Genomic DNA, 23,248 nt, shown 5'->3' with positions numbered 1-23,248 from the left:
GTTCATTATCCCGATGTCGCCGGGATCGTAGCGGCACCATTGGCGGACGGCGCTACATCCGCGCCCGTGTCGCCGCCCACCACCGCGTCGTCGGACGGTCGTTGCCCGTCCTGCGCCGGCGGCGGGGGCTTCGGGATGGACAGCAACTCGGTCGCATTCACCGTATGGACATAAGGACGCGACGGCGTGTAGCGGATCACGCTGATCGACGCCGGTTCGACGACGATGCGCTGGAAGGCGTCGAGGTGGCTGCCCATGGCGTCGGCGATGATCGACTTGATCACGTCACCGTGCGAGCACGCGATCCACACCCCGGAACCGTCCGGGCCGCCGTGGACGCGGTCCAGTTCGCGGATGGCGCGTACGGCCCGTGCCTGCACGTCGGCGAGTCCCTCCCCGTCGGGGAAGATCGCGGCCGACGGCTGCCGCTGCACGACCTTCCACAGCGGTTCGGTCAACAATTCCGAGATCGGACGCCCGGTCCACCCGCCGTAATCGACCTCGGCGAGATCGTCGACGACGATCTCGGGTGGCGCCTGCCCGTCCGCGGCCAGCGCCGCCAGCAGTGGCTGGACGGTCTCGGCGCACCGATCGAGCGGCGAACGCGCCACCGCGCGAATGGACCCGAGATGGTCGCCGAGACGACGAACCAGATCATCGGCCTGGGCGCGCCCGCGGTCGTCGAGGTGGACGCCGGCGCTGCGACCGGCGAGCACCCCTGAGGTGTTCGCCGTCGAACGGCCGTGCCGGAGAAGGATCACGGTCATCCCACAACCATAGGCACCGGCCCGGCGGGACCGCACGGCGCGACCGCCCGGCGCCGCGGCCGTGGCATCAGGTCGCCGAGACGACGCCGGTCGACAACAGGATGATCAGCGTGACGCCCAGCACGACGCGATAGGCGCCGAACCAGTTCATGGAGTGCGCGCTGACGAACTTGAGCAGCCAGGCGATCGCGGCATAACCGACGACGAACGCGACCAGCGTCGCGACGAGCAGCTGGGGCCCGCTGGCCTCCATGCCCTCCCCGCTCGGGTTGAACGCGTCCGGGAGGCTGAACAGGCCGGATGCGGTGACCGCGGGGATGGCCAGCAGGAACGAGAAGCGGAAGGCGGCTTCGCGTTCGAGTCCGAGGAACAGGCCGGCACTCGCGGTCGCACCGGAGCGCGACACGCCCGGGATCAGCGCCAGACATTGGGCGCCACCCATCACGAGGCCGTCCCGCAGGGTGAGCTGTTCGAGGTTCCGCTGCTTCTGCCCGTAGCGCTCGGCCAGCCAGAACACGCCGGCGAACACGATCAGCATGATGGCGACGAGCCACAGATTGCGTCCGGTGGTGCGTATCTCGTCCTTGAACAGGAAGCCGATCAGGCCGATCGGGATGGTCGCGAAGATCACGTACCAGCCGATCCGGTAGTCGAGGTTCCGCTCGTCGGCATGGCGGAGCCCGCGGAACCACGCGGTGATGATGCGGACGATGTCGCGGGCGAAGAAGACGAGGACCGCGGCCTCGGTGCCGAGCTGCGTGACCGCGGTGAAGGAGGCGCCGGCGTCCTCGCCGAACATCAGTTCGGAGGCGATCCGGAGATGCCCGGACGACGAGATCGGCAGGAACTCGGTGAGACCCTGCAACGCCCCGAGGACGATCGACTGGGTCCACGTCATGGTGTCGGTCACGGCGCCCGATGCTACTTGGCACCGCCGCAGCCGACCCGACACGGCGACACGGCCCCGACCCGCCTGAGCGGCGCGCGGAAGCGGTCGCGCAAGATGGGGACATGCTCTTCCCGCGACCTTCACGCCCAAGTCACCAGTCCCACACGGGCATGTCGCGGCTACGGGGCCCGATCGCGGCCACGGCGGCACTGGTCATCGGTGTGGGCATGATCACCGCGTGCGGCTCCGACGACGGCACCCCCGACGTACCGACCGTCGCGCCCGCGACCGCGCCGGAGGCGCCGGCGGATTCGACGACGGCTCCCGCGGGCACCGTCGTGCCCGCCCCGGCCGGGGCGCGTGCGCTCGCCGCGTCGGGTGGCAGCGTCGCCGTCCTGTCGGCCGACGGCAACCAGATCCTCCGCTACGACGCCGGGGCGCTGACGACCCCGCCGCAGACGATCGCGGTACCACGCCTCACCACCCTGGCCGCCGGCGACGACGGCGGGTTCGTCGGCGCGGGCCCGGGTGCGCTCGTCGTCGTCGATGCCGACGGGCGGGTCCGCACCGGCGACCTCGAGTCCGACCAGCCGACGGCGATCGCCCGGACCACGGCCGGGCTGCTCGTCGTCGGCACGGCCGATGGACGAGTCCTCGTGTACGACAACGATTTCGCGAAGAAGCACGACGTCGATCGCTTCGTACGGGTGGACTCGGTGACGGCCGCGCCCGAGTCTGCGGAAGGCCTCGACGGCCAGGTCGTCGTCCTGGATCGGGCGCAGTCGTCGGTGACCCCCGTCGACCCCGAATCCGGTGAACTGGGGCCGGCGCTGCGTGCGGGCAACGGGGCCACCAACTCGACCGTCGACGAGTTCGGACGCGTGCTGGTCGCCAACACCCGTGACGGCGAGATCCTCGGCTTCTTCGGATCACCGCTGGTGATGCGCTTTCGCTACCCGGTGGCCGGCGGACCGTACGCCGTAGACTACGACGACACCCGGGACCTGCTCTGGGTCTCGACGACCGGCGACAACGAGGTGGTGGCATTTGACCTGGCAGACGGTGAACCCACCGAGGTCCGGCGGTTCGCCTCGGTCGTACAGCCCGACCGCATCGTGGTCGACGGATCGGGCACCGTCTACGTGCTCTCGGCGCGGAACGGCGGACTCCAGGTGGTTCCCGACGACGGGCGGGCCGAATGAACCCCGGCGCCGGGAGCGAAGCGAGCGGGCCGAATGAATCCCGGCGCCGGGAGCGAAGCGAGCGGGCCGAATGAATACTGACCGGCGTCCGCACGCTCGTAGTGCGCGTACTGCTGCGCGCCTCGGTTCGCGCTATCCCGACGGGTGGGAGGTCACCTCGGAGGATGTCGAGTGCATCCTGCTGCGTCTTCCCCCTGACGTCACCCGGGTGACCGCCTCGATGCGGTTGGCCCTCGAGGCGGAGTTCGGCGGTTGGGAGCTGTCCCGGGTGCGGCTCTACTCCGACGGAACCCGCAAGGTGCTGCTCAAACGGCGCCGGCCGCCGCGAGGTTCGCGCGGGCCCGACACCGCCGACCCGACCGGCGACCGGTCCACCGGATTGACCGACAACGACCCACGGAGCGCCCGCGCATGCTGATGTCCCGCAGCACCACCCGAGTACTTCCCGTGCTCAACCGGTGGTGCTATCCCCTGCTGCGCTCGATCATGTTCCGCGTCGATCCGGAGCGTATCCATCACATCGTGTTCTCGGTGCTGCGCGTCGTCGGGCGGGTTTCGCCGTTGGCGTTCCTGACCGCGAGGCTGTTGGCCCGGCATGATCCGATCCTGCGGACGCGGGTGTTCGGCGTCGACTTCCCCGCCCCGATCGGTCTGGCGGCCGGGTTCGACAAGACGGCCGGCGCGGTGAACACCTGGGGTCAGCTCGGCTTCGGGTTCGCCGAGATCGGCACGATCACCGGCCAGGGGCAGCCCGGGAATCCGACGCCGCGATTGTTCCGGCTGCCCGCGGACCGTGCGCTGATCAATCGGATGGGCTTCAACAATCCCGGTGCCGAGGTGGCCGCACAGCACCTGACCGAGGTACGACGGGGGCCGGTGTCGGTCCCCATCGGAGCCAACATCGGCAAGACCAAGGTCGTCCCGGTCGAGGACGCCATCGACGACTACCGGCGTTCGGCGGAACTGCTCGGACCGCTCGCGGATTTCGTCGTGGTCAACGTGAGTTCGCCGAACACCCCGGGACTGCGTGATCTGCAGGCCGTCGACTCACTGCGACCGATCCTGGCCGCGGTACTCGCCGCCGTGGACGTCCCGGTGCTGGTGAAGATCGCCCCCGACCTCGTCGACGACGACGTCGACGCCGTGGCGGACCTGGCCGTGGAGCTCGGCCTGGCCGGGATCGTCGCCACCAACACCACGATCGGCCGCGAGGGTCTGCGCACCGCGTCGCACGAGGTCGACGAGATCGGTGCCGGTGGGCTGTCCGGGCCGCCGGTCGCCGCTCGGTCGCTGACGGTGCTGCGTCGCCTCTACGACCGCGTCGGCGGACGTATCGCGCTCGTCAGCGTGGGCGGCATCGAGACCGTCGACCAGGCCTGGGAGCGGATCTGCGCCGGTGCCGACCTGTTGCAGGTCTACACCGGCTTCATCTACGGCGGCCCGGTGTGGCTCGCCGAACTCCATGCCGGACTCGCCCGGCGCGCCCGGGACGGTGGCTTCGCCTCGATCTCCGACGCGGTCGGTTGCGCGGCCCGCAACCAGCCCTGACGGCCACCGATCGCCCGGTACGCAGGGCACCGGGCGATCGGCCGAGCGAGAACTCAGACGTTCTCGGCTGGTTGCTCGTAGGTGCCGACGAGGGTCGCCCGCGCGATCGCATGCGAGAACAGGTTGAAACCCAGGTAGGCCGGTGTCGCGTTCTCCGGCAGCCCGAGCGATTCGGTGTCCACGGCGTGCACGACGACGAAATAGCGGTGCGGGCCGTGTCCGGGAGGCGGCGCGGCACCGATGTAGCGGCGTAGCGAAGCGTCGTTGGTGAGAGTGACCGCGCCTTCGGGGAGCCCGGACCCGTCGTCGTCGCCGGCGCCCTCGGGCAGGCTCGTGACCGAGGCGGGGATGTCGGCGACGGCCCAGTGCCAGAACCCGGCGGCGGTCGGAGCGTCGGGGTCGTAGACGGTGACGGCGAAACTCTTGGTCTCGGCGGGGAATCCGGACCAGCTCAGCTGCGGGGAGAGGTCCTCGCCACCCGCACCCATGATCCCGCTCACCTGCCCGTTGGCGAGTGCGGCCCCGTCGGTGAAGCTCTCCGAGGTCAGGGTGAAACCGGGAAGGCTCGGCAGCGGGGAGTACGGGTCGAATGACGACATGTGTTCACCTTTCTCACGTTTCGCGCGTCGGAAGAGTGCCGGTCGCCCTCCGAACCGGTGCGCCCGGATCGGCGGGAAGGCCGTGCCGCCCACTGTAGTGGTGTGCTCAGCTGTGCCGCAGAAAGTGCTCGAAGACCTTGGTGCCGAACAGAACCGAATCGACGGGCACGCGCTCGTCGACGCCGTGGAACAGGGCCGCGAAGTCGAGTTCGGGCGGCAACCGCAACGGCGCGAACCCGAAGCACCGGATGCCCAGCTTCGCGAACGCCTTGGCGTCGGTGCCGCCGGAGAGCATGTACGGCACCGTCTTTCCCTGCGGATCGTGCTCGAGGACGGCGGCGTTCATCGCATCCACCAGGTCGCCGTCGAAGGTCGTCTCGTAGGAATCGAGATGGGTGATCCACTCCCGCCGCACGTTGGGCCCGATGAGTTCGTCGATCTCCTTCTCGAACGCGGCCTGCCGCCCGGGGAGCACGCGGCAGTCGATGACCGCCTCGGCCTTCTGCGGGATGACGTTGGCCTTGTAGCCGGCCTTGAGCATCGTGGGATTGGCGGTGTCACGCAGGGTCGCGCCGATGATCCGCGCGAGGTTGCCCAGCTTGAACAGCGACGTCTCCAGGTCGGGGGCCTCGGGACTCAGGTCCAGGCCCGTCTCGGCACTGACCTCGGCCAGGAACTGGCTGACCGATTCCGTCATCACCAGGGGGAACGTGTGTCGACCGATCCGGGCGACCGCTTCGGCGACCTCGGTGACGGCGTTCTCCTCGTGCAGGAACGATCCGTGCCCGGCCCGCGCCTCGGCGGTGAGCCGCATCCACGCGAGCCCCTTCTCGGCCGTCTCGACCAGATAGAGACGTTTCTGCGTGCCGTCGGGCCGGTCGACGGTGAGCGAGAAGCCGCCGACCTCGCCGACAGCCTCGGTGATGCCCTCGAACAGGTCGGGCCGGTTTTCGACGAGCCAGTGGGCGCCCCACGCCCCGCCGGCCTCCTCGTCGGCGAGGAACGCGAACACCAGCTCCCGGGGCGGCACGGTGCCGTCTCGTTTGAACTGACGCGCGAGCGCCAGGGCCATTCCGGCCATGTCTTTCATGTCGACCGCGCCGCGGCCCCAGATGTAGCCGTCCTTGATGGCACCGGAGAACGGGTGAACACTCCAGTCGGCCGGTTCGGCGGGCACGACGTCGAGGTGGGCGTGGATCAGCAGCGCGCCGCGATCGGAGTCGGGCGGACCGGCGAGGCGCGCGAACACATTGCCGCGGCCGGGACGGCCGGACTCGACGTACTGCGTGGTGTAGCCCACCTCCTCGAGCTGCTGGGCCACCCACTTGGCGCACTCCTCCTCGCCCTTGGTGGTCTCGGGCTCACCCGTGTTGGAGGTGTCGAAACGGATCAATTGGCTGACCAGATCGACCACTTCGTCGGTCGCAGACTGTGAAGACACCCCTCACTCCTACGGGATTTGGGATACACGGGCAACCTCGGTTAGGGTTATCCCGCTGCAGCGAGACGGGGTCGAAAGACCACCGGCGGGAGATCGCCGGACGCTCACCGCGGCACGCAGGTCCGAGTGGCGGAATGGCAGACGCGCTAGCTTGAGGTGCTAGTGTCCTATTAACGGACGTGGGGGTTCAAGTCCCCCCTCGGACACCAGAACAACGAGAAGAACCCCGGCTCACCGCCGGGGTTCTTCTCGTTGTGCCGCAAGCGATCTCCGCGTCAGGGTGCGACCGAATCCGCGAGCGCCGCCCACGCCCGCGAGTACGGCAGATCGATCGAGTTCTCCACGAAGGCCCGCAGGATCGCCCGACGCAGTCGCCGCTGCACCGCCCACTGGCCGTTCGGTTTGGTCTTCACCGTCAGACGCAGGACGACCTGATCCGACGACACCTCCTGGACGCCGAGCATCTCGATCTGGCCGAGGATGTCGGTCGAGTCCTCCTCCACCGCGGTGCGGGCCGCCTCGTCGGCCACCTGCTGCGCCTTGTCGATGTCGGCGCCGGGCGCCACCGGGACGTCGACGCGCGCGACCGCGAACTCCTGGCTCATGTTGCCCACGCGGGCGATCTCGCCGTTGCGGACGTACCAGAGGGTGCCGTCGATGTCGCGCAGGGTGGTGACGCGCAGCCCCACCGATTCGACTTCGCCGACGGCCTCGCCGAGATCGACGATGTCACCCACGCCGTACTGGTCCTCGAGCAGCATGAAGACACCGGTCACGAAGTCGCGCACCAGGTTCTGCGCACCGAAACCGATGGCGAGGCCGACGATGCCGGCCGAGGCGATGAACGGCGCGATGTTGACGCCGAGGACGCTCAGGACCGACAGCACCACCCAGACGAGCAGCACGATCGACACCGTCGACTTGAGCACCGACCCGATCGTCGCGGCCCGCTGTGCACGGCGTGCGGCGATCTGGGCGTTGCGCTCGGTGGAGGCCGACTTCGACCGCAGTCCGCGCATGAGAGCGGTGCCGCGGCCCGGCTCCCCGCCGGCGGTCCGTGTCCGGGTGGCGCGGTCGATGGCACGGTGGATCACGAAGCGGACGATCAACGCCACGACCACGTAGGCGACGATGCGAGCGGGATTCTCGATCAGCCATTCGCGGTTCGTTTCCGTCCATTCGAAGGCAGAGTCCTGAATCGACATGGGTCCGACCGTACGGATGATGAGATCGTTGTCCAGTCGTGACCGACCCCGTGTCCGCTCTCTGGGCAAGACGGGATGTGGCCGAAACCGTTGTCGGCCTGCGGTGAACATGACAATGAACCGGCCGAGGATCATCTGTTTCGCGTATGTGCTCTCCATCACGTCGAGCGCGAGCCGCAACCGCCCCCCCCCGGGTGGCCTCCGAGGCGTCGGCGTGGTCCCCACGGGGTGGTAAAACCCCGTTCGCAGCGGACCCGGCACAATTGTGCGGTGACCCAGCGCCTGTTCTTCGACTGCGACACCGGCATCGACGACTCACTCGCGCTGATCTATCTGCTCGCGCGCACCGACGTCGACCTCGTCGGAGTGGCCTCCACGGCCGGCAATGTGCCCGTCGATGTCGTCACGGCCAACAATCTCTCGTGGCTGGAGCTGTGCGGACGCCCCGAGGTGCCCGTCCACACCGGCCCGGCCACTCCCCTCGTCGCCGCGCTGATGACCACCGAGGACACCCACGGTCCGCTGGGCGTCGGACACGCCGAACTGCCGGCCCCGACCACGACGCCGAGCCATCTCGATGCCGCCGACGCCTGGATCGAGGCGTCGCAGGCCCACGCCGGCGAACTCGTCGGGCTGGTGACCGGCCCGCTCACGTCCCTGGCGACCGCGATCCGACGCGACCCGGACCTGCCGGCGCGCCTGCGGCGCCTGGTCATCATGGGCGGCGCCTTCCACACCCATGGCAACACGACGCCCACCTCGGAGTGGAACGTCGCCGTCGACCCGGAAGCGGCCGCCGAGGTCTTCACCGCCTTCGGCACCGCGGGTGCCCCCGAACCCATCGTCTGCGCGCTCGACCTCACCGAGTCGGTCGTTCTGACACCCGACCACGTGGTCCGACTCGCCGCCGCGGCCGGCAGCACACCCGTCGAGTGCCCGGATCCGACCGACGAACGCGGACTCCGTTCGGTCGCCGACAACGACATCATCCGGCATCTCGTGGACGCCCTGCGGTTCTATTTCGAGTTCCACGACGATCACGACGAGGGTTACATCGCCCACCTGCACGACCCGTTCGCCGCACTGGTCGCGCTGGCCCCCGACACGGTCGAGACCCGCCCGGCGCGCGTCGACGTCGAACTCGCCGGGACGCTGACGCGGGGCATGACCGTGGCCGACGAACGCGCGATGACCGCACCCGGACCCAACGCCCGCATCGCGACCTCCACCGACGTCGACGCCGTGTTCGACGAATTGATCGAGACGATCGGCGCGTTCGCGCGCAGTCGCGCACCCGAAATCGTCGGCACCGCGCCGGAGGAGTCCACCGGACTACTCTGAACGGGTGACTCGACTCGGTTACCAGATCCCGAACTTCACCTACCCCGGCGTCGCCGCCGACCAGTTGTTCCCCACCGTGGTCGCGCAGGCGCAAGAGGCCGAGAACTCCGGTTTCGACACCGTCTTCGTGATGGACCACTTCTATCAGTTGCCGATGCTCGGTGAGCCCGACGATCCGATGATCGAGTGCTACACCCTGCTCGCGGCACTCGCCCAGCACACCTCGAAGGTCCGTCTGTCGTCGCTCGTCACCGGCAACACCTACCGCAACCCGACGCTGCTCGCGAAGACGGTCACGGCCCTCGACGTGGTGTCGGGTGGTCGGGCCCAGCTCGGCATCGGCGCGGGATAGTATGAGCTGGAACATGATTCGCTCGGGTACGAGTTCGGGACGTTCACCGACCGGTTCGAGCGCCTCGAGGAGGCGCTGCAGATCATCCTCGGCATGCTCGCCGGCGAGGCACCCAGCCTCGACGGTGACCGCTATCGGGTCACCAACGCTCTCAATGTGCCTGCGCCGCTGTCGAAGATCCCGGTGATGATCGGTGGCGGCGGCGAGCGCAAGACGTTGCGGATGGTCGCGCAGTACGCCGACGAATCGAACCTGCTGTGCACACCCGCCGACATCCCCCGCAAACTCGACGCCCTCGCCGGACACTGCGAACGACTCGGCCGGGACCGCTCGGAGATCACCGTGACCGTCCAGACGTCGGCCTGCGTGGCGCCGACCGCCGCCGAGGCGACCGCCGAGCTGGAGGCGTACCTGGAGCGCACACCGGCGGCCGAGTCACGTCGCGGATCGACGATCGTCGGGGATCCCGACGAGGTGGCCGCCCGGTACGCCGAGCTGCTCGCGACCGGTGTCGACGGTGTCACGGTGAACGCTCCCGCCAACGGCCACGTGCCGGGGCGGGTCTCGCTACTCGGCGAGACGCTGGCACCGCTCATCGGCTGATCCCTCCCCCTCATCCGAAGAACCGCACAAGCACTGGTCCCTGAGGTGCGAGGAGCGATAGCGACGAGCCACGAAGGGCCTGGTGGGCACCTTGCGAGCCCTTCGTGGCTCGCTTCGCTCACACCTCAGGGAGCAGGAGTAGGTCGTTCTTGCGGTTTAGGGAGCAGAGTGAGAGCGCTCGTCGAACGCGTCCACGATCCGTTGCGCGGCGAGGGCCGGGGTCAGCGACCCGTCCCGCAGTTGCTGCTCCACGTCGCCGCGGATCCCTCGCACGGCGGGTGAGTCACCGAGCCGGGACAGCACGATGTCGTTGACCATCGCCCAGGTCCAGTCGATCTGTTGCTGGTTGCGGCGGGCGGTGAACTCTCCTGCCGCGGTGAGTGTCTCGTTGTGGCGTACCACGGTCTTCCAGAACTCGTCGACGCCGGTGTTCTCGATCGCGCTCATCGTCAGCACCGGCGGCATCCACAGCGCGTCGTGCGGATAGATCAGCTTCAGCGCGTTCTTCAACTCGCGTGCCGCGCTCTTCGCCTCGTTGAGGTGTTTGCCGTCGGCCTTGTTCACCACGACCACGTCGGCGAGTTCGAGGACACCTTTCTTGATGCCCTGCAACGAATCCCCGGTGCGGGCCAGGGTGAGGAACGTGAACGTGTCGACCATGTTCGCGACCGTCACCTCGGACTGCCCGACGCCCACCGTCTCGACGAGCACGACGTCGAAGCCGGCCGCCTCGACGAGCACGATGCTCTCGCGGGTGGCCTTGGCCACGCCGCCGAGCGTGCCCGACGTCGGCGATGGCCGGATGTAGGCGTTCTCGGCCGTCGACAGCCGGCCCATTCGGGTCTTGTCGCCGAGGATCGAGCCCCGCGTGCGCGTCGAACTGGGGTCGACGGCGAGCACCGCCACCTTGTGGCCCAGCTCCAGCAGGTGCATACCGAGCGCCTCGATCGTCGTCGACTTGCCCACGCCGGGGACGCCGGTGATGCCGACGCGGAACGACTTGCCCGCGTGCGGCGTCAGCTTCAGCAACAGCTCCTGGGCGGCGGCCCGGTGATCGGCGCGCTTGGACTCGACGAGCGTGATCGCACGCGCCAGATCGGCGCGGCGATCGGCCAGGACAGCGTCGGCCAGCGCGTCGACGTCGATGGGACGTCGCGGTTGGACCGCCATCAGTTCGCGGTCGCCCCGGGCAGTTCCAGGCCGAGGGTGTCGGCGAGCTTGCCGATGAGTTCCACGGCCGAGTCGGCGATGACCGATCCGGGCGGGAAGATCGCGGCGGCGCCGGCCTCGTACAGTTCGGCGAAGTCGCCGGGCGGGATCACGCCGCCGACGACCACCATGATGTCCTCGCGGCCGACCTCGCGCAGCGCCTCCCGCAGGGCCGGGACCAGCGTCAGGTGCCCGGCGGCCAGCGACGACACACCCACCACGTGCACGTCGTTGTCGGCGGCCTGCGCGGCCACCTCCTCCGGCGTGGCGAACAGCGGGCCCACGTCGACGTCGAAGCCGAGGTCGGCGAACGCGGTCGCGATCACCTTCTGGCCGCGGTCGTGACCGTCCTGGCCCATCTTCGCGACCAGGACACGCGGCTGGCGGCCCTCCGCCTCGGCGAACTGGCGCACGGCCTCGATGGCCGCGTCGATGTTGCTCACCTCGCCCGCCTCATGTCGGTACACCCCGCTGATCGTCTTGATCTCCGCCTGATGGCGACCATAGACCTTCTCGAGTGCCTCGGAGATCTCACCGACCGTCGCCTGGTGCCGTGCTGCCTCGATGGCCAGGGCCATCAGGTTGTTCTCCAGGCCACCCTCCGACGACGCGGCGGCGCGGGTGAGATCGGCCAGGGCCGCCTCGACCGCAGCCGAATCGCGTTGTCCGCGAAGCCGGTCCAGCTTCTCGAGCTGCTCGGCGCGCACCTTCGAGTTCTCGACCTTGAGGACCTCGATCTCCTCGTCGTCGGCGACCTGGTACTTGTTCACGCCCACCAACGGCTGCTGGCCGGAGTCGATACGCGCCTGGGTGCGCGCCGCGGCCTCCTCGATGCGCAGCTTCGGCAGGCCCTCGTTGATGGCCTGCGTCATGCCGCCGGCCTCTTCGACCTCGCGGATGTGCTTGCGCGCCTTCTGCGCCAGCTGATGCGTGAGCCACTCGACGTAGTTCGAACCGGCCCACGGATCGATCGGACGGGTGGTGCCCGACTCCTGCTGCAGGAGCAGCTGGGTGTTGCGCGCGATGCGGGCCGAGAAGTCGGTCGGCAGCGCGATGGCCTCGTCGAGGGCGTTGGTGTGCAGCGACTGGGTGTGACCCTGTGTGGCAGCCATCGCCTCGACGCAGGTGCGGGCCACGTTGTTGAACACGTCCTGGGCGGTCAGCGACCAGCCCGAGGTCTGCGAATGTGTGCGCAGCGACAGCGATTTCGCGTTCTTCGGATCGAACTCGGCGACGAGCTCACTCCACAGCAGACGCGCCGCACGCAGCTTCGCGACCTCCATGAAGAAGTTCATGCCGATGCCCCAGAAGAACGACAGTCGGGGGGCGAACTTGTCGATGTCCAGGCCGGCCTCGAGTCCGGCGCGGATGTACTCGACGCCGTCGGCGAGCGTGTAGGCCAGCTCCAGATCGGCCGTCGCCCCGGCCTCCTGGATGTGATAGCCGGAGATCGAGATCGAGTTGAACTTCGGCATCTTCTGGCTGGTGTACTCGAAGATGTTGGAGATGATCCGCATCGACGGCTTCGGCGGATAGATGTAGGTGTTGCGGACCATGAACTCTTTGAGGATGTCGTTCTGGATGGTCCCGGCCAGCTTCTCCGGCGGCACGCCCTGCTCCTCGGCGGCCACGACGTAGAGCGCGAGGATCGGCAGCACCGCGCCGTTCATCGTCATCGACACCGACACGCTGCCGAGGTCGATCCCGTCGAAGAGCTGACGCATGTCGAGGATCGAGTCGATCGCCACACCGGCCATGCCGACGTCACCGGCGACGCGCGGATGGTCGGAGTCATAGCCGCGGTGGGTCGCGAGGTCGAATGCGACCGACAGTCCCTTCTGGCCGGCCGCGAGGTTGCGACGGTAGAAGGCGTTGGATTCGGCCGCGGTCGAGAAGCCGGCGTACTGGCGGATGGTCCACGGCTGGTTGACGTACATCGTCGGGTACGGGCCCCGGATGAACGGTGCGGCACCGGGAACGGAGTCGAGCGGGTACGGATGTTCGGCATCGTCGAGGACGGCGTCGCGCTCGGCGCGCGTGTACACCGGCGTGACGTCGATCTGCTCCGGGGTGCTCCAGGTGACCTGGTCCACCGAGTAGCCGTGCGCCGAGGCGAGTTCCTCGGTGACCGCGGCCGCGGCACCATCAGCGGACGTCGCACCGGTGTCGTCCGATGTCAGACCGATTCCGGCGAAGTTCGGGATCGTCTGTGTCAGATCGGGTTCGGTCTGGGTCATGCCGTTGCTCCCGCCGTCTTCGGGGATGTCGAGACCAGCTGGTCGAGAAGGTCGCCGAGGGTGCTCACCGCATCGATGCCGACGCGCAGCGAACCGTCGGGACGATCGTCGCCCTCGGGCCATTCCTTGTCCGGTCCGGCGAGGAGCACTGTCGACAGACCGGCCGCGCGAGCGGCCGCGAGTGCGGCGGGCCCCTCTTCGGCATAGCGCGCCTTGGTTCCGCAGAGGACCGCGATCGGGGTGTTCGCCCCGGCCACCGCGTCGCCGACCTTGTCCGCGGTCAGCGGGCCGGGGTTGACGACGGTGATGCCGCCGGCACCCAGGAAGTTCGCGACGAAGGTGGTGCGGCCGTTGTGTTCGGCGACGCTGCCGAGCGGGATGAGCAGGATCGACGGCCGTGCACCGTGCTCGGCGAGCACGACGTCGGACCGGTCCCGCAGTTCCTCGAAGGCGCGTCCGATCCGCGCGAGGCGCGGCGTACCGGTGACGACGTCGGTGACCGCGGAAGCCGGGGCCCCCGTCGTCTCCGACAGTGCGCGCTCGTCGATGTTGGGGAACTCGTTGACGCCGGTGACCGAGATGCGGCGATGCGCGACCTCGGTGTCGCGGCGAGCGAGGGAGGCATCGACCTTCTCGGCGATCCAGCCCGTGTCGAGCGCGACACGGTAACCGCCGGCGGCCTCGACCTCGGTGAACACCGTCCAGGCGTTCGTGGCGAGATCGTCGGTCAGGGACTCGACGAACCACGAGCCGCCGGCCGGATCGAGGACGCGTCCGATGTTGGACTCCTCGAGCAGCAGCAGCTGGGTGTTACGGGCGATGCGTCGCGAGAAGGACGCGCTCGAGGTGCGCTTGTCCGCCGGGATGGTCGCGTCGTAGCCCAGGACGGTCAGCTGATCGGCGCCGCCGACCCCGGCGCCGAATGCCGCGATGGTGCTGCGCAGCATGTTGACCCACGGGTCCCGCTGGGAGTACATCGACAGATCGGTCACGCCGTGGGTCAGCGCTCCGCCGACCTCGGGTGCGCCGACGACTTCGGCCACCCGAGCCCAGGTCTTGCGCAGCGCACGGAATTTCGCGATCGTGGCGAATTGGTCGTCGTCGGCGGAGACGCCGAAGGTGATCTGACGCAGCGCGGCCTCGGGTGAGAGGCCGGCCGCGGTGAGATCACGGAGGTGGGCGACCGCGGCCGCCACCGTGAGTGCGAGTTCGAGGCCGTTGTCGGCACCGGCGGTGGCGAAGTCGCTGCCGTCCACCCGGAAGGTACGGACCCCGCCGGGCAGCCCGGATGCGGCGAGGGCCGTGGCCTCGTCGGGATCGACGGTCGCCCGGCCCGAGAACGCGGCCGTCAGCGGCGACAGGCCGAAGGAGTGGACGGTGGCCGCCGTCGGAGCGGCGGCGACCGGAGCGGCCTGGGCCTTTTCCTTCAGGCCGAGCAGTTCGCGAGCCGCCGCGATGCCCTCGGTGCCCGCATCGAGCGTCACCGGCACCAGATCGAGGTAGACGCCGCGCAGCGCCGTCGCGAGGTCGGCGACCCCCAGCCCGTCACCGGGCCTGCTCACCGAGAGCCAGAGACCGCTCGTCCCGTTGGCCATCGCCTCCAGGATGAGCTCATTGAGGTGCGCCGCCGGCGTCGCGTCGTCGCCGAACCGTTCCGTGACGCGCCAGCCGGTGGTGACGTCACGCGCGGGGTCGGCGCCGCGGACGAACGGGAAGCGACCGGGGACACCGGGCTCGGCGAGTTCGTCGCGACGTGTGTAGAGCGGCCGGATGGTCAGCCCATCGGCGGTGTCGGTCGAGAGCAGCGCCTCGGGTGTGTCGGGCAGCTCGTCGACGTCGACGCGTCGCGACTTCGCCAGAACGGCCGCGGCGGCCGTCGACCACGCCTGGTAGGCGTCGTCGAGTTCTGACTCGGGTTTGGGCTGGTCAGTTTGCTGTGGCATGTGGGGAAGCACACCTCCGTGAATGCACTGTGATGAGCGCGTACACGACACTAGCCGATCGCTCGCTCGGCTCGGCGTCGAGGTCGGCGTGACGTGGCGCACTCGGGGACCCGGTACACCGCTGGGCCCAGCGTAGAGTGTCCGGGTGCCCGATCGATCCGCTGTCAGCGAGGATGTCGCCGGCCCGACCGCGGCCGACGCGGAGATCGCGGACGCGGCGAGCGCCGGAGACGGTCACCCGCCGACGTCGGGCCGTCGTCGGGCCGATCGACGGATCCTGCGCCGGGCTCTCGTCGCCGCCGTGCTCCTCGCCGCCGTCCTGGCCGCGTCCTACTTCGTCCCGCTGCCCTCGATCTCGAGCGTCCGCGACTGGGGCGCGGATCTGGGACCGGCCTTCGTGTGGTTGTTCTTCCTCGCCTACGCGGTCGTCACCATCGCCCCGATCCCGCGGTCGACGTTCACGGTGATGTCCGGGATCTTCTTCGGACCGCTGGTCGGTTTCGCGGGGGCGATGATCGCCTCGTCGGTGGCGGCGGTGGCAGCCTTCGTCCTGGTCCGCCGAGTCGGACGCGACCGCGTGCAGCCGTATCTGAAGGCACCGGTGGTCCGTGCCGTCGAGTACCGGCTCGAGCGTCGTGGCTGGTTGGCGGTCGGGTCGCTGCGGTTCATCGCGGCATGCCCGTTCTCGGTGGCGAACTACTGCTCGGCTCTGTCCTCGGTGCGTCTCGCGCCGTACGCGATTGCCAGCATCCTCGGTATGGCCCCCGGCACCGCGGCGGTGGTCATGCTGGGCGATTCCCTGACCGGTGACACGCATCCCCTCCAGCTCGCGGTCACCGGTGGCCTCTTTGCGATCGGCATCGCCGGTCTGGTGCTCGACTCCCGCCTGCCGGTCTCGTCGTCGAACGCGACAAGCGCAGCGACTTGATCCTCGGGGATCAAGTCACCTAGCGCGATCCCATCCAGTCAGGGGACTTGATTCACAGCGATCAAGTGCATAGCCTTGAGTGATGTTCGTACTCACCGTCGACCAACGCGGGAGTCGCCACGACATCGACCGGGTGGACGCCATCCTCACCGCTCTCGCATCGGTCCAGACCGTACGGGCCTTCGAACGTACCGCGGGCGACGAGATCCAGGGAGTCCTCGCCGATCCGGTGACGGCCGCCCGACTGGCCGTCGAACTCACCGCCGAGGGTCACTGGAGTGTCGGCATCGGCGCCGGACCGGTCGACGAGCCTCTCCCCCCGTCCACCCGGGCCGGGCGCGGGCCTGCCTTCGTCCACGCTCGCGACGCCGTCGAGGCCGCCAAGCGGCAGCGGGTCCCCCTCTGTGTCCGCGGCCCGGAGACTCGCTGGTCCCGTCACGCCCAGACGGCCGGCCGTCTCATCGCCGATGTGATCACCGCGCGCAGTGCCGCCGGCCGGGAGGCGGTGGAGCTGATGCGCCGCGGCCTCACCCAGGTCGAGGCCGCCGCCGAACTCGACATCACGCCACAGGCCATGAGTCAGCGGCTGCGGACCGCGGCGTGGGATCTGGAATCCGATTCCCTCGGCCTCGTCGCCGACGCGCTCGCCGAGGCCGACCGACACAGCCCGTCCGGAGGATCGGCATGACCACCGCAGCGATCACCCTTCTTCTCCTGACCGCGCTGGCGACGCCGACCTGGGCGCTCGCGACGCGGGAGAAGCGCAACCACGCGCCGGTGTCCGTCGTACGCAGACTCGACGTCATCGGAGCCGTCGTCCTGCTGGTCCTGGCCGGGGTGACCGCCGTCCTCGCCGCCGTGGCAGCGCCCGCCACGGGCTTCCTCGCCTCGGCCGTCCCGGTCGTCGCCGCGCTCGCGGCGATCACCGGCGGCGGACCCGTGGTCCGGACGGTCCTCGTCGCCGGCGGGGTCGGCCAGCGCACGGGGCCCGGACCCGATCCGGAGGGGTCGCCGGATGACGGATCCGGGGACGACACCGACGCTCCCGACTCCCCGGCGCCCGCCCCGGCCGACCCGGCCGAAGCCGGGCCGTTGCGCGGCGGCCGGGTGATCGGATACCTCGAACGCCTCGCGGTCGTCACCACGTTGATGGCGGGGTGGCCCGAAGGCCTCGCGATCATCCTGGCCGTGAAAAGCCTCGCCCGCTACCCCGAGCTGCGCGCCCCGCATGCGGCCGAGCAGTTCATCATGGGCACCTTCGCCTCGGTGATGTGGGCGGTCGGCATGGCGGGCGTCGAGCACCTCATCCGCTGAGCCGTTCTCAGGTCGTGGGCTCGGCCGGCCCCGGCTCCTCGGGCTGTACGGGCTGGGACCACGCACCATCGGTGAGCTCGGCCGGCTCGGACCCCACCGGCGACGCATGGCGCGACGCGCGCGACGCACGAGCGGTGATCTCGGGCGCGACCGGGGTGCGGGCCACCGCCTCCGCCTCGGCAACGGCCTGGGCGACCTTGGGATCGGAGGCCATCGAGAACCAATCCTCGGTCTCCGAGTCGTCGATCGGCGAGGGCGGCGAGTCGGCCGGCTCGTACCGGAACACGCCGTCGTCTCCCTGGACACCGAAGGATTTCGCGAAACCCTGGAGGGCCGAACCGAAGTCGGACGGCACCACCCACACCTTGCTGCCCTCGCCCTTGGCCATCTCGGGCAACTGCTGCAGATACTGGTAGGCCAGGAGTTCCGGGGTCGGCTTGGCCGCCTTGATCGCCGCGAAGGTCTTCTCGATCGCCTTCGCCTCACCCTGGGCGTTGAGGTACGACGCGGCGCGGTCGCCCTGCGCCCGCAGGATGCGCGACTGCCGATCCGCCTCGGCAGCGAGGATCGCGGCCTGCTTGGCACCCTCGGCGGCGAGGATCTGCGACTGCTTGTTGCCCTCGGCGGTCTTGATCGCCGACTCGCGCTGGCCCTCGGCCGAGAGGATCGTCGCCCGCTTCTCGCGGTCGGCCTTCATCTGCTTCTCCATCGACTCCTGGATCGACGGCGGCGGCATGATCGACTTCAGCTCGACGCGCGCGACCCGGAGGCCCCAGCGGCCGGTCGCTTCGTCGAGGACTCCGCGCAGCTGGCCGTTGATGGAATCGCGGGAGGTCAGGGTCTCCTCGAGCGTCATCCCGCCGACCACGTTGCGCAGCGTCGTGATCGTCAGCTGCTCGACGCCGGCGATGTAGTCGTCGATCTCGTACACGGCGGCCCGGGGATTGGTGACCTGGAAGTAGACGACGGTGTCGATGGACAGCGTCAGGTTGTCCTCGGTGATGACCGGCTGCGGCGGGAACGACACCACTCGTTCACGGACGTCGACGCGGGCGCGGATGCGGTCGATGAACGGCAACAGCAGGGTGAGTTGGCCGGACACGGTGCGGGTGTAGCGGCCCAGTCGCTCGATGACCGCGGCCTCCGCCTGCGGGATGAGCGCGACGGACTTGACCAGCATCACCACCACGAGCAACACGAGCAAAACGATGACGGTCAGGCCGAAGATCTCGTACTCCATGGTCACCTTCCAGCGTTGTCGTTCGGCGGTGTCGCGGCGGCCGCATTCAGGCGCGCCACACCACCGCGGTCGCGCCGTCGATCTCCACGACGGTCACGTGGGTTCCGGGTTCGAGCACCTGGGTCGGGTCCATCGTGCGGGCCGACCACACGTCGCCGCCGATCTTGACGCGTCCGTCATGGGCGTCGACCTGTTCGGTCACCACCGCCGGCCGACCCTCGAGCGCCTCGGTGTTCATCAGGACCGCCGGACGGTTCAGCATGTGCTTACGGGCGATCGGACGGACCGCAACCAGCAGCAGCACCGAGACGAGCGCGAAGACCAGCCCCTCGACCCACAGCGGCGTCTCGAACGCGAAATCGACACCGGCGGCCGCGAATGCGCCCCCGGCGAGCATGAGCAGGACGAGTTCGCCACCGAACATCTCCGCGACCACCAGGACGATCGCGGCCGCCAACCACAGCAGGGCGCTCATGGGTCCAGTCTGCCAGAGATGTCCGAACCGCCTTCGGCGCTCACGACGCGGGTGGGCCCCGGTGGGCGTCAGGCCGTGTGCGTCACCTGGGCTCTTCGGCCGCGGTCACGAAATCGATGAGTTCTTCCACCGACCGCAGCAGAGCGACCTCGAGATCCCGGAAACTGCTCACCCCGCCCAGCACCCGGCGCCAGCCGTCACGAGGGTCCCCCCAGCCGAGCTCGGCACACACCCCGGTCTTCCAGTCGGTGCCCCGCGGGATGTGCGGCCACGCCGGGATCTTCACCGACGCCGGCTTCACCGCCTCCCAGACGTCGATGTAGGGATGCCCGCACACGAGGACGTGCTCCCCGACCTCGGCGGTGAGATGTGCTTCTTTGGAACCCGCCACCAGATGGTCGACGAGGACACCGGCCCGGCGATGCGGTGCCGGCTGGAATTCGTCGAGTGCCGCCTCGAGGTTGTCGAGGCCGTCGAGGCTGACGACGACCACGCCCTCCGCGCGGAGGTCGTCACCCCACACCCGCTCGAGGAGTGTCGCGTCGTGCACGCCCTCGACGAAGAGCCGGCTGGCGCGCGCGGTCCGCGCGCGGGCGCGAGGGGCTGCTCGCGATCCCGACGCCGTCATGGCCGGCTGCTGCGGGCCTCTGGTGCGCGGCCGTACGAGCGTCACCGGCCGACCGTCGATGAGGAACGCGCCGGGGTGCATCAGGAACACCCGCGTCTGACCTCGCCGGTCCTCCAGCCGGACGAGATCGCCGGCGTAGCTCTTCTCGAGCCCGACGACCGCACCGCAGAAGCCGGTGGCGGCGTCCTCGACGACCAGATCGCGATCCGCGGCGACCTCCGCGGGACGCGGCTTCGCCCGACGGGGCTGGGAGAGCACATCGCGTCCGTAGCGGTCATCCATCGCACACCACCATCTCTCGATCGGTCATCTCGTGATCACGCCGCCGCGATGGACAGGTCGGGCGGCGCACACACCGTATGCCCCGCGGGCCCGCCCGCGGGGTTGCCACGCCCGGCTCCCACCGGCCTCGCCGGTATCCTGGCTTCTTGATGAAACGCAGCCGCCTGCTCTCCGCCACCGTCGCGTGGCCGACGTGCGCCCTCGGCGCGTGGTCGGCCGCCTGGCTCACCGGCCGGTGCTCCCCCGACGACGTGATCGAAGCCCTGGCGGAATCCGCCGACCGGCACCTCCTGCAATGGCCCGGCGGCGGTGTCGCCGGGGCCGAACAGGTCGCGCCCGCAGCGGGTTCGGCGAACGGGGTGCTCGATCTGCTCGCGTTGCTGCGACCCGCGCGGCGCCTCGTCGTCCGCCTGCCCTCCACGGGTGATCCGCAGGGACTCCCACCCCATGTGGCGACGTCGGCCGCGCTCGGCGCGGGCGAGGTGCTGCTCGTCGACGACGCGGCGGGCAACGGCACGCTCGCGCTCGTCCCGGCGTTCGCCGCCGACACCGACGATCCACCGTTCGTCACGTGCACATGGTCGGCCCACCGCTACGACGCCTCCCTCGACCTCGGTCATCTCGTATCCGCGGGACCTAGTGCCGGTGATCTGGAATACGAACTGCGGCAAGCAGTTCGAGAGGCGACCACGATCATCGGCGGGCTCGGCGGACGCCGGTCGGCCGACGCAAGCGACCTCCGTACGCAACTCGCAGCGCTCACCTCGAGGCATCGGGTCGCCCTGCCCCCGCATCTCCTCGACGCGCGCTCCACCCGCCTGATCGACACGGCGGCGCAGGTCGAGGCCATCGTCGACCTCGCCGGGGCGCGCAACGTGGAGATCGGCGACAGTGCCGGACAATGGGATTCCGGCGACGCGACGCTCCGGGGACTCCAGGCGCTCACGCGGACCGCACGGGCGGCGGCGGTCAACCACACGATCCTCGAGCTGCTGCGGCCCCAGAACTGACCGGGACTACCGACTGCGTGCCGGCCGGGTCGCGGGCACACAGCACCGGTCTCGACAGGTGCGTCCGTTGTCTCCGCATCCCATCGCCGACAGGTCGCCGAAGCCCCCGGCGTACGCCTCCACGAATTCGCCGATCATCGAGATGAACCGCGGATCGGGACCCACGGTGTCGGCGCGGACATAGTCCATGCCGAGGCGCTCGGCGACCTCCGCGGCCTCGTTGTCGAGATCCCAGATCACCTCGAGATGGTCGGAGATGAACCCCACCGGGTAGACGACCACCCGTCGGACACCCTCCGCGGCAAGGTTCTCCAGATGGTCGCAGATGTCCGGTTCCAGCCACGGGATCTGCGGTGGACCCGACCGTGACTGCCAGACCTGGTCGAAGTCGGCGATGCCGAGCTCATCGGCGACCGCCTGCGACGCGGCCAGCACCTGGCGCGAGTACAGCTTCCCGCCGTCGGCCGCGGGACCCGACGCCTCATCGGCCGAGGTCGGGACCGAGTGGGCGGTGAACACCAGCCGCGGCGCCTCCTCACCGGGCCCGAGGGCGTCCAGAGCGCGGCGCACCGCGTCGGCCCCGGCCGCGACGAACGCCGGATGCGACCAGTACTGCGGGAGCTTGCGGAGCACCACCGCGCCGTCGGGTTCACCGCTCGTCGGCTCACGGTCGGCGAGCGCCGTGACCGCCCGGTCGATGTCCTCGTGGTACTGCCGGCACCCCGAGTAGCCGCCCCACGCCGAGGTCGGGAACACGAGGATCCGGCGATGACCGGCGCGGTATATCTCGGCCAGGGTGTCCTCGGCCATCGGGTGCCAGTTGCGATTGCCGAAATACACCGGGAGGTCGACACCACGTCGGTCGAGCTCCGCACGCAGGGCATCGATCATCTCGAGGTTGAGCCGGTTGATCGGTGAGACGCCGCCGAAGTGCAGGTAGTGCTCGGCCACCGACTCGAGCCGTTCGCGCGGGATCCCCCGGCCGCGAGTGACGTTCTCCAGGAACGGCATCACGTCCTCGGGCCCGTCCGGTCCGCCGAACGACAGGAACAGGACGGCATCGAACGGCGCGGGAACGAACGGTGCGGGATCGACGGGCGCGGTGTCCCCAGGTGCTGGCGAACTCATGAGCCGGTGGTCATGCCCTCCGGGAACCAGGTGTTGTGGCTGGCGCCACCGTCGACGTAGACGATGGAACCGGTGGTCGCCGGCAGCCAGTCGCTGAGGAGCGCACACACCGACTTCGCGACGACGCTGGGGTCGTCGACGTCCCAGCCGATCGGGGACGCGCCGTCCCAGTACTCGTTGAGCATGTTGAGCTGCTTGGCGTCATCGGTCGCGGTACCAGCGATCGCCTTCGCGGCGAGGGTCTTGATCGGGCCGGCGGCCACCAGGTTCGACCGGATGTTCTTCGCGTTGCCCACTTCGCGCGCCACGTACCGGTTCACCGACTCGAGCGCGGCCTTCGCCACACCCATCCAGTTGTAGTACGGCATCGCGGTGCGGGGATCGAAGTCCATGCCCACGATGGAGCCGCCCTCGTTCATGGCGGGGAGTACGGCGCGGGCGAGCGAGGCATAACTCCACGCCGAGATCTCGAAGGCCTTGGCGGCGTCGGGGCCCGGCCCCTCCAGGAACGGCTTGGCCTCGGGACCCATCAGGGTGCGCGGCGCGAACGCGATCGAGTGCATCACGCCGTCGATGCCCTGCGGCGCCAGCTCGGTGAGCTTCCCGGCGAGCGCGCCGAGATCGTCCTCGTTGGTGACGTCGAGCCCGATGGCCGGCGGCACCTCCTTCGGCAACCGCTTGGCGATCCGGTCGATCAACCGGAGCCGTTCCGGGATGCCGGTGATGAGGACCGTGGCGCCCTGCTCCTGCGCCATGGCGGCGGCGTGGAAGGCGATCGACGCATCGGTGATGATGCCCGTGATGAGGACGGTCTTCCCGTCCAGGATTCCGCTCACGAAGATGTGCTCCTGAGATCGACGTTGATTGACGTGCCTTACGACCGCGCTGCGCGGGTCAGTAGCCGTGC

At 69.5% G+C, this 23,248-nt stretch carries 21 protein-coding genes, 1 tRNA gene and 1 pseudogene; 10 read left to right on the top strand and 13 right to left on the bottom strand.

What is annotated here, in order from left to right; translation table 11 throughout:
- Nucleotides 1-5 precede the first annotated feature (5 nt).
- Both B1818_RS08225 and B1818_RS08220 read right to left on the bottom strand, forming a co-directional pair.
- Nucleotides 6-767, bottom strand: coding sequence for an MSMEG_4193 family putative phosphomutase (locus tag B1818_RS08225; protein WP_058250413.1), 762 nt, complete (start codon nt 765-767; stop codon nt 6-8).
- Between the two features lie 67 nt (nt 768-834).
- On the bottom strand, nt 835-1,677 hold the full coding sequence (locus tag B1818_RS08220) for an undecaprenyl-diphosphate phosphatase (protein WP_078112405.1): 843 nt from the start codon (nt 1,675-1,677) through the stop codon (nt 835-837).
- A gap of 149 nt (nt 1,678-1,826) precedes the next feature.
- On the opposite strand from B1818_RS08220, the gene B1818_RS08215 reads away from it, so the two are divergent.
- The 3 genes from B1818_RS08215 to B1818_RS08205 all read left to right on the top strand — a co-directional run bounded on the left by B1818_RS08215 (nt 1,827) and on the right by B1818_RS08205 (nt 4,406).
- The gene (locus B1818_RS08215) at nt 1,827-2,858 is read left to right on the top strand and encodes a hypothetical protein (protein WP_078112404.1); all 1,032 of its coding nucleotides are present in this window, start codon (nt 1,827-1,829) and stop codon (nt 2,856-2,858) included.
- A gap of 70 nt (nt 2,859-2,928) precedes the next feature.
- Nucleotides 2,929-3,276: a DUF5703 family protein gene (locus tag B1818_RS08210; protein ID WP_078112403.1), complete on the top strand. Its 348-nt coding sequence runs from the start codon at nt 2,929-2,931 to the stop codon at nt 3,274-3,276.
- Entirely contained in the window at nt 3,270-4,406 is a 1,137-nt protein-coding gene (locus B1818_RS08205; RefSeq protein ID WP_078112402.1) for a quinone-dependent dihydroorotate dehydrogenase, read from the top strand. The genes B1818_RS08210 and B1818_RS08205 overlap by 7 nt, the downstream gene beginning before the upstream one ends.
- 53 nt (nt 4,407-4,459) lie before the next feature.
- Here the strand turns inward: B1818_RS08205 and B1818_RS08200 are convergent, their stop codons facing one another.
- Nucleotides 4,460-5,005 carry a YbhB/YbcL family Raf kinase inhibitor-like protein gene (locus B1818_RS08200; protein ID WP_078112464.1) on the bottom strand — a complete coding sequence of 182 codons (546 nt, stop codon included), beginning with the start codon at nt 5,003-5,005 and terminating at the stop codon, nt 4,460-4,462.
- Between the two features lie 106 nt (nt 5,006-5,111).
- Complete coding sequence (locus B1818_RS08195) at nt 5,112-6,446, bottom strand: M20/M25/M40 family metallo-hydrolase (RefSeq protein WP_065632192.1); 1,335 nt, start codon at nt 6,444-6,446, stop codon at nt 5,112-5,114.
- 120 nt (nt 6,447-6,566) lie between these two features.
- Here B1818_RS08195 and B1818_RS08190 point away from each other — a divergent pair.
- Nucleotides 6,567-6,655: transfer RNA gene (locus tag B1818_RS08190), tRNA-Leu, on the top strand.
- Nucleotides 6,656-6,721: 66 nt separating this feature from the next.
- Here the strand turns inward: B1818_RS08190 and B1818_RS08185 are convergent.
- On the bottom strand, nt 6,722-7,651 hold the full coding sequence (locus B1818_RS08185) for a mechanosensitive ion channel family protein (protein WP_078112463.1): 930 nt from the start codon (nt 7,649-7,651) through the stop codon (nt 6,722-6,724).
- Between the two features lie 270 nt (nt 7,652-7,921).
- On the opposite strand from B1818_RS08185, the gene B1818_RS08180 reads away from it, so the two are divergent.
- Nucleotides 7,922-8,992: a nucleoside hydrolase gene (locus B1818_RS08180; protein WP_078112401.1), complete on the top strand. Its 1,071-nt coding sequence runs from the start codon at nt 7,922-7,924 to the stop codon at nt 8,990-8,992.
- Between the two features lie 4 nt (nt 8,993-8,996).
- Nucleotides 8,997-9,947: pseudogene (locus tag B1818_RS08175) on the top strand (LLM class F420-dependent oxidoreductase).
- A 156-nt stretch (nt 9,948-10,103) separates the two neighbouring features.
- Here B1818_RS08175 and meaB read toward each other — a convergent pair.
- The 3 genes from meaB to B1818_RS08160 are packed head-to-tail and all read right to left on the bottom strand — an operon-like array spanning nt 10,104 to nt 15,336.
- Nucleotides 10,104-11,117: a methylmalonyl Co-A mutase-associated GTPase MeaB gene (meaB, locus tag B1818_RS08170; RefSeq protein ID WP_065632188.1), complete on the bottom strand. Its 1,014-nt coding sequence runs from the start codon at nt 11,115-11,117 to the stop codon at nt 10,104-10,106.
- Nucleotides 11,117-13,393, bottom strand: a complete 2,277-nt coding sequence (gene scpA / locus B1818_RS08165) for a methylmalonyl-CoA mutase (RefSeq protein WP_078112400.1) — start codon at nt 13,391-13,393, stop codon at nt 11,117-11,119. The genes meaB and scpA overlap by 1 nt, the downstream gene beginning before the upstream one ends.
- On the bottom strand, nt 13,390-15,336 hold the full coding sequence (locus B1818_RS08160; RefSeq protein ID WP_078112399.1) for a methylmalonyl-CoA mutase family protein: 1,947 nt from the start codon (nt 15,334-15,336) through the stop codon (nt 13,390-13,392). Before B1818_RS08160 ends, scpA begins: the two co-directional genes overlap by 4 nt.
- A gap of 145 nt (nt 15,337-15,481) precedes the next feature.
- On the opposite strand from B1818_RS08160, the gene B1818_RS08155 reads away from it, so the two are divergent.
- The 3 genes from B1818_RS08155 (at nt 15,482) to B1818_RS08145 (ending at nt 17,578) form a co-directional block, all read left to right on the top strand.
- Nucleotides 15,482-16,264 carry a TVP38/TMEM64 family protein gene (locus B1818_RS08155; RefSeq protein WP_058250402.1) on the top strand — a complete coding sequence of 261 codons (783 nt, stop codon included), beginning with the start codon at nt 15,482-15,484 and terminating at the stop codon, nt 16,262-16,264.
- 82 nt (nt 16,265-16,346) lie between these two features.
- The gene (locus B1818_RS08150; protein ID WP_078112398.1) at nt 16,347-16,952 is read left to right on the top strand and encodes a hypothetical protein; all 606 of its coding nucleotides are present in this window, start codon (nt 16,347-16,349) and stop codon (nt 16,950-16,952) included.
- Nucleotides 16,949-17,578, top strand: a complete 630-nt coding sequence (locus tag B1818_RS08145) for a hypothetical protein (RefSeq protein ID WP_078112397.1) — start codon at nt 16,949-16,951, stop codon at nt 17,576-17,578. The genes B1818_RS08150 and B1818_RS08145 overlap by 4 nt, the downstream gene beginning before the upstream one ends.
- Nucleotides 17,579-17,585: 7 nt before the next feature.
- Here B1818_RS08145 and B1818_RS08140 read toward each other — a convergent pair whose 3' ends face one another.
- From B1818_RS08140 to B1818_RS08130, 3 genes are all read right to left on the bottom strand, one after another.
- Nucleotides 17,586-18,818, bottom strand: a complete 1,233-nt coding sequence (locus B1818_RS08140; RefSeq protein ID WP_065632229.1) for an SPFH domain-containing protein — start codon at nt 18,816-18,818, stop codon at nt 17,586-17,588.
- 46 nt (nt 18,819-18,864) lie between these two features.
- The gene (locus B1818_RS08135; RefSeq protein ID WP_058250399.1) at nt 18,865-19,293 is read right to left on the bottom strand and encodes an NfeD family protein; all 429 of its coding nucleotides are present in this window, start codon (nt 19,291-19,293) and stop codon (nt 18,865-18,867) included.
- Nucleotides 19,294-19,375: 82 nt separating this feature from the next.
- Nucleotides 19,376-20,203: a DUF3097 domain-containing protein gene (locus tag B1818_RS08130; protein WP_078112396.1), complete on the bottom strand. Its 828-nt coding sequence runs from the start codon at nt 20,201-20,203 to the stop codon at nt 19,376-19,378.
- 149 nt (nt 20,204-20,352) lie between these two features.
- On the opposite strand from B1818_RS08130, the gene B1818_RS08125 reads away from it, so the two are divergent.
- Nucleotides 20,353-21,213: a serine/threonine protein kinase gene (locus B1818_RS08125; RefSeq protein WP_078112395.1), complete on the top strand. Its 861-nt coding sequence runs from the start codon at nt 20,353-20,355 to the stop codon at nt 21,211-21,213.
- Nucleotides 21,214-21,219: 6 nt separating this feature from the next.
- On the opposite strand, the gene B1818_RS08120 is transcribed toward B1818_RS08125, so the two are convergent.
- Together B1818_RS08120 and inhA are read right to left on the bottom strand one after the other, a co-directional pair.
- The gene (locus B1818_RS08120) at nt 21,220-22,341 is read right to left on the bottom strand and encodes a ferrochelatase (RefSeq protein WP_078112394.1); all 1,122 of its coding nucleotides are present in this window, start codon (nt 22,339-22,341) and stop codon (nt 21,220-21,222) included.
- The gene (inhA, locus tag B1818_RS08115) at nt 22,338-23,177 is read right to left on the bottom strand and encodes an NADH-dependent enoyl-ACP reductase InhA (RefSeq protein WP_078112393.1); all 840 of its coding nucleotides are present in this window, start codon (nt 23,175-23,177) and stop codon (nt 22,338-22,340) included. The genes B1818_RS08120 and inhA overlap by 4 nt, the downstream gene beginning before the upstream one ends.
- Nucleotides 23,178-23,248 lie beyond the last annotated feature (71 nt).

It is taken from the genome of Gordonia sp. IITR100 (assembly GCF_002009645.1).
Classification (GTDB): Bacteria; Actinomycetota; Actinomycetes; order Mycobacteriales; family Mycobacteriaceae; genus Gordonia; species Gordonia hongkongensis.
Note: the sequence above shows the minus strand (reverse complement) of the source record. Positions and strands in the feature narration are given on the sequence as shown.

Coding starts and splice junctions, on each gene's coding strand:
- scpA (WP_078112400.1), bottom strand. CDS start 13,393: ATGACCCAGACCGAACCCGATCTGACACAGACGATCCCGAACTTCGCC.
- B1818_RS08135 (WP_058250399.1), bottom strand. CDS start 19,293: ATGAGCGCCCTGCTGTGGTTGGCGGCCGCGATCGTCCTGGTGGTCGCG.
- B1818_RS08130 (WP_078112396.1), bottom strand. CDS start 20,203: ATGGATGACCGCTACGGACGCGATGTGCTCTCCCAGCCCCGTCGGGCG.
- B1818_RS08140 (WP_065632229.1), bottom strand. CDS start 18,818: ATGGAGTACGAGATCTTCGGCCTGACCGTCATCGTTTTGCTCGTGTTG.
- B1818_RS08210 (WP_078112403.1), top strand. CDS start 2,929: ATGAATACTGACCGGCGTCCGCACGCTCGTAGTGCGCGTACTGCTGCG.
- B1818_RS08160 (WP_078112399.1), bottom strand. CDS start 15,336: ATGCCACAGCAAACTGACCAGCCCAAACCCGAGTCAGAACTCGACGAC.
- B1818_RS08150 (WP_078112398.1), top strand. CDS start 16,347: ATGTTCGTACTCACCGTCGACCAACGCGGGAGTCGCCACGACATCGAC.
- meaB (WP_065632188.1), bottom strand. CDS start 11,117: ATGGCGGTCCAACCGCGACGTCCCATCGACGTCGACGCGCTGGCCGAC.
- B1818_RS08200 (WP_078112464.1), bottom strand. CDS start 5,005: ATGTCGTCATTCGACCCGTACTCCCCGCTGCCGAGCCTTCCCGGTTTC.
- B1818_RS08145 (WP_078112397.1), top strand. CDS start 16,949: ATGACCACCGCAGCGATCACCCTTCTTCTCCTGACCGCGCTGGCGACG.
- B1818_RS08205 (WP_078112402.1), top strand. CDS start 3,270: ATGCTGATGTCCCGCAGCACCACCCGAGTACTTCCCGTGCTCAACCGG.
- B1818_RS08225 (WP_058250413.1), bottom strand. CDS start 767: ATGACCGTGATCCTTCTCCGGCACGGCCGTTCGACGGCGAACACCTCA.
- B1818_RS08125 (WP_078112395.1), top strand. CDS start 20,353: ATGAAACGCAGCCGCCTGCTCTCCGCCACCGTCGCGTGGCCGACGTGC.
- B1818_RS08120 (WP_078112394.1), bottom strand. CDS start 22,341: ATGAGTTCGCCAGCACCTGGGGACACCGCGCCCGTCGATCCCGCACCG.
- B1818_RS08185 (WP_078112463.1), bottom strand. CDS start 7,651: ATGTCGATTCAGGACTCTGCCTTCGAATGGACGGAAACGAACCGCGAA.
- B1818_RS08215 (WP_078112404.1), top strand. CDS start 1,827: ATGTCGCGGCTACGGGGCCCGATCGCGGCCACGGCGGCACTGGTCATC.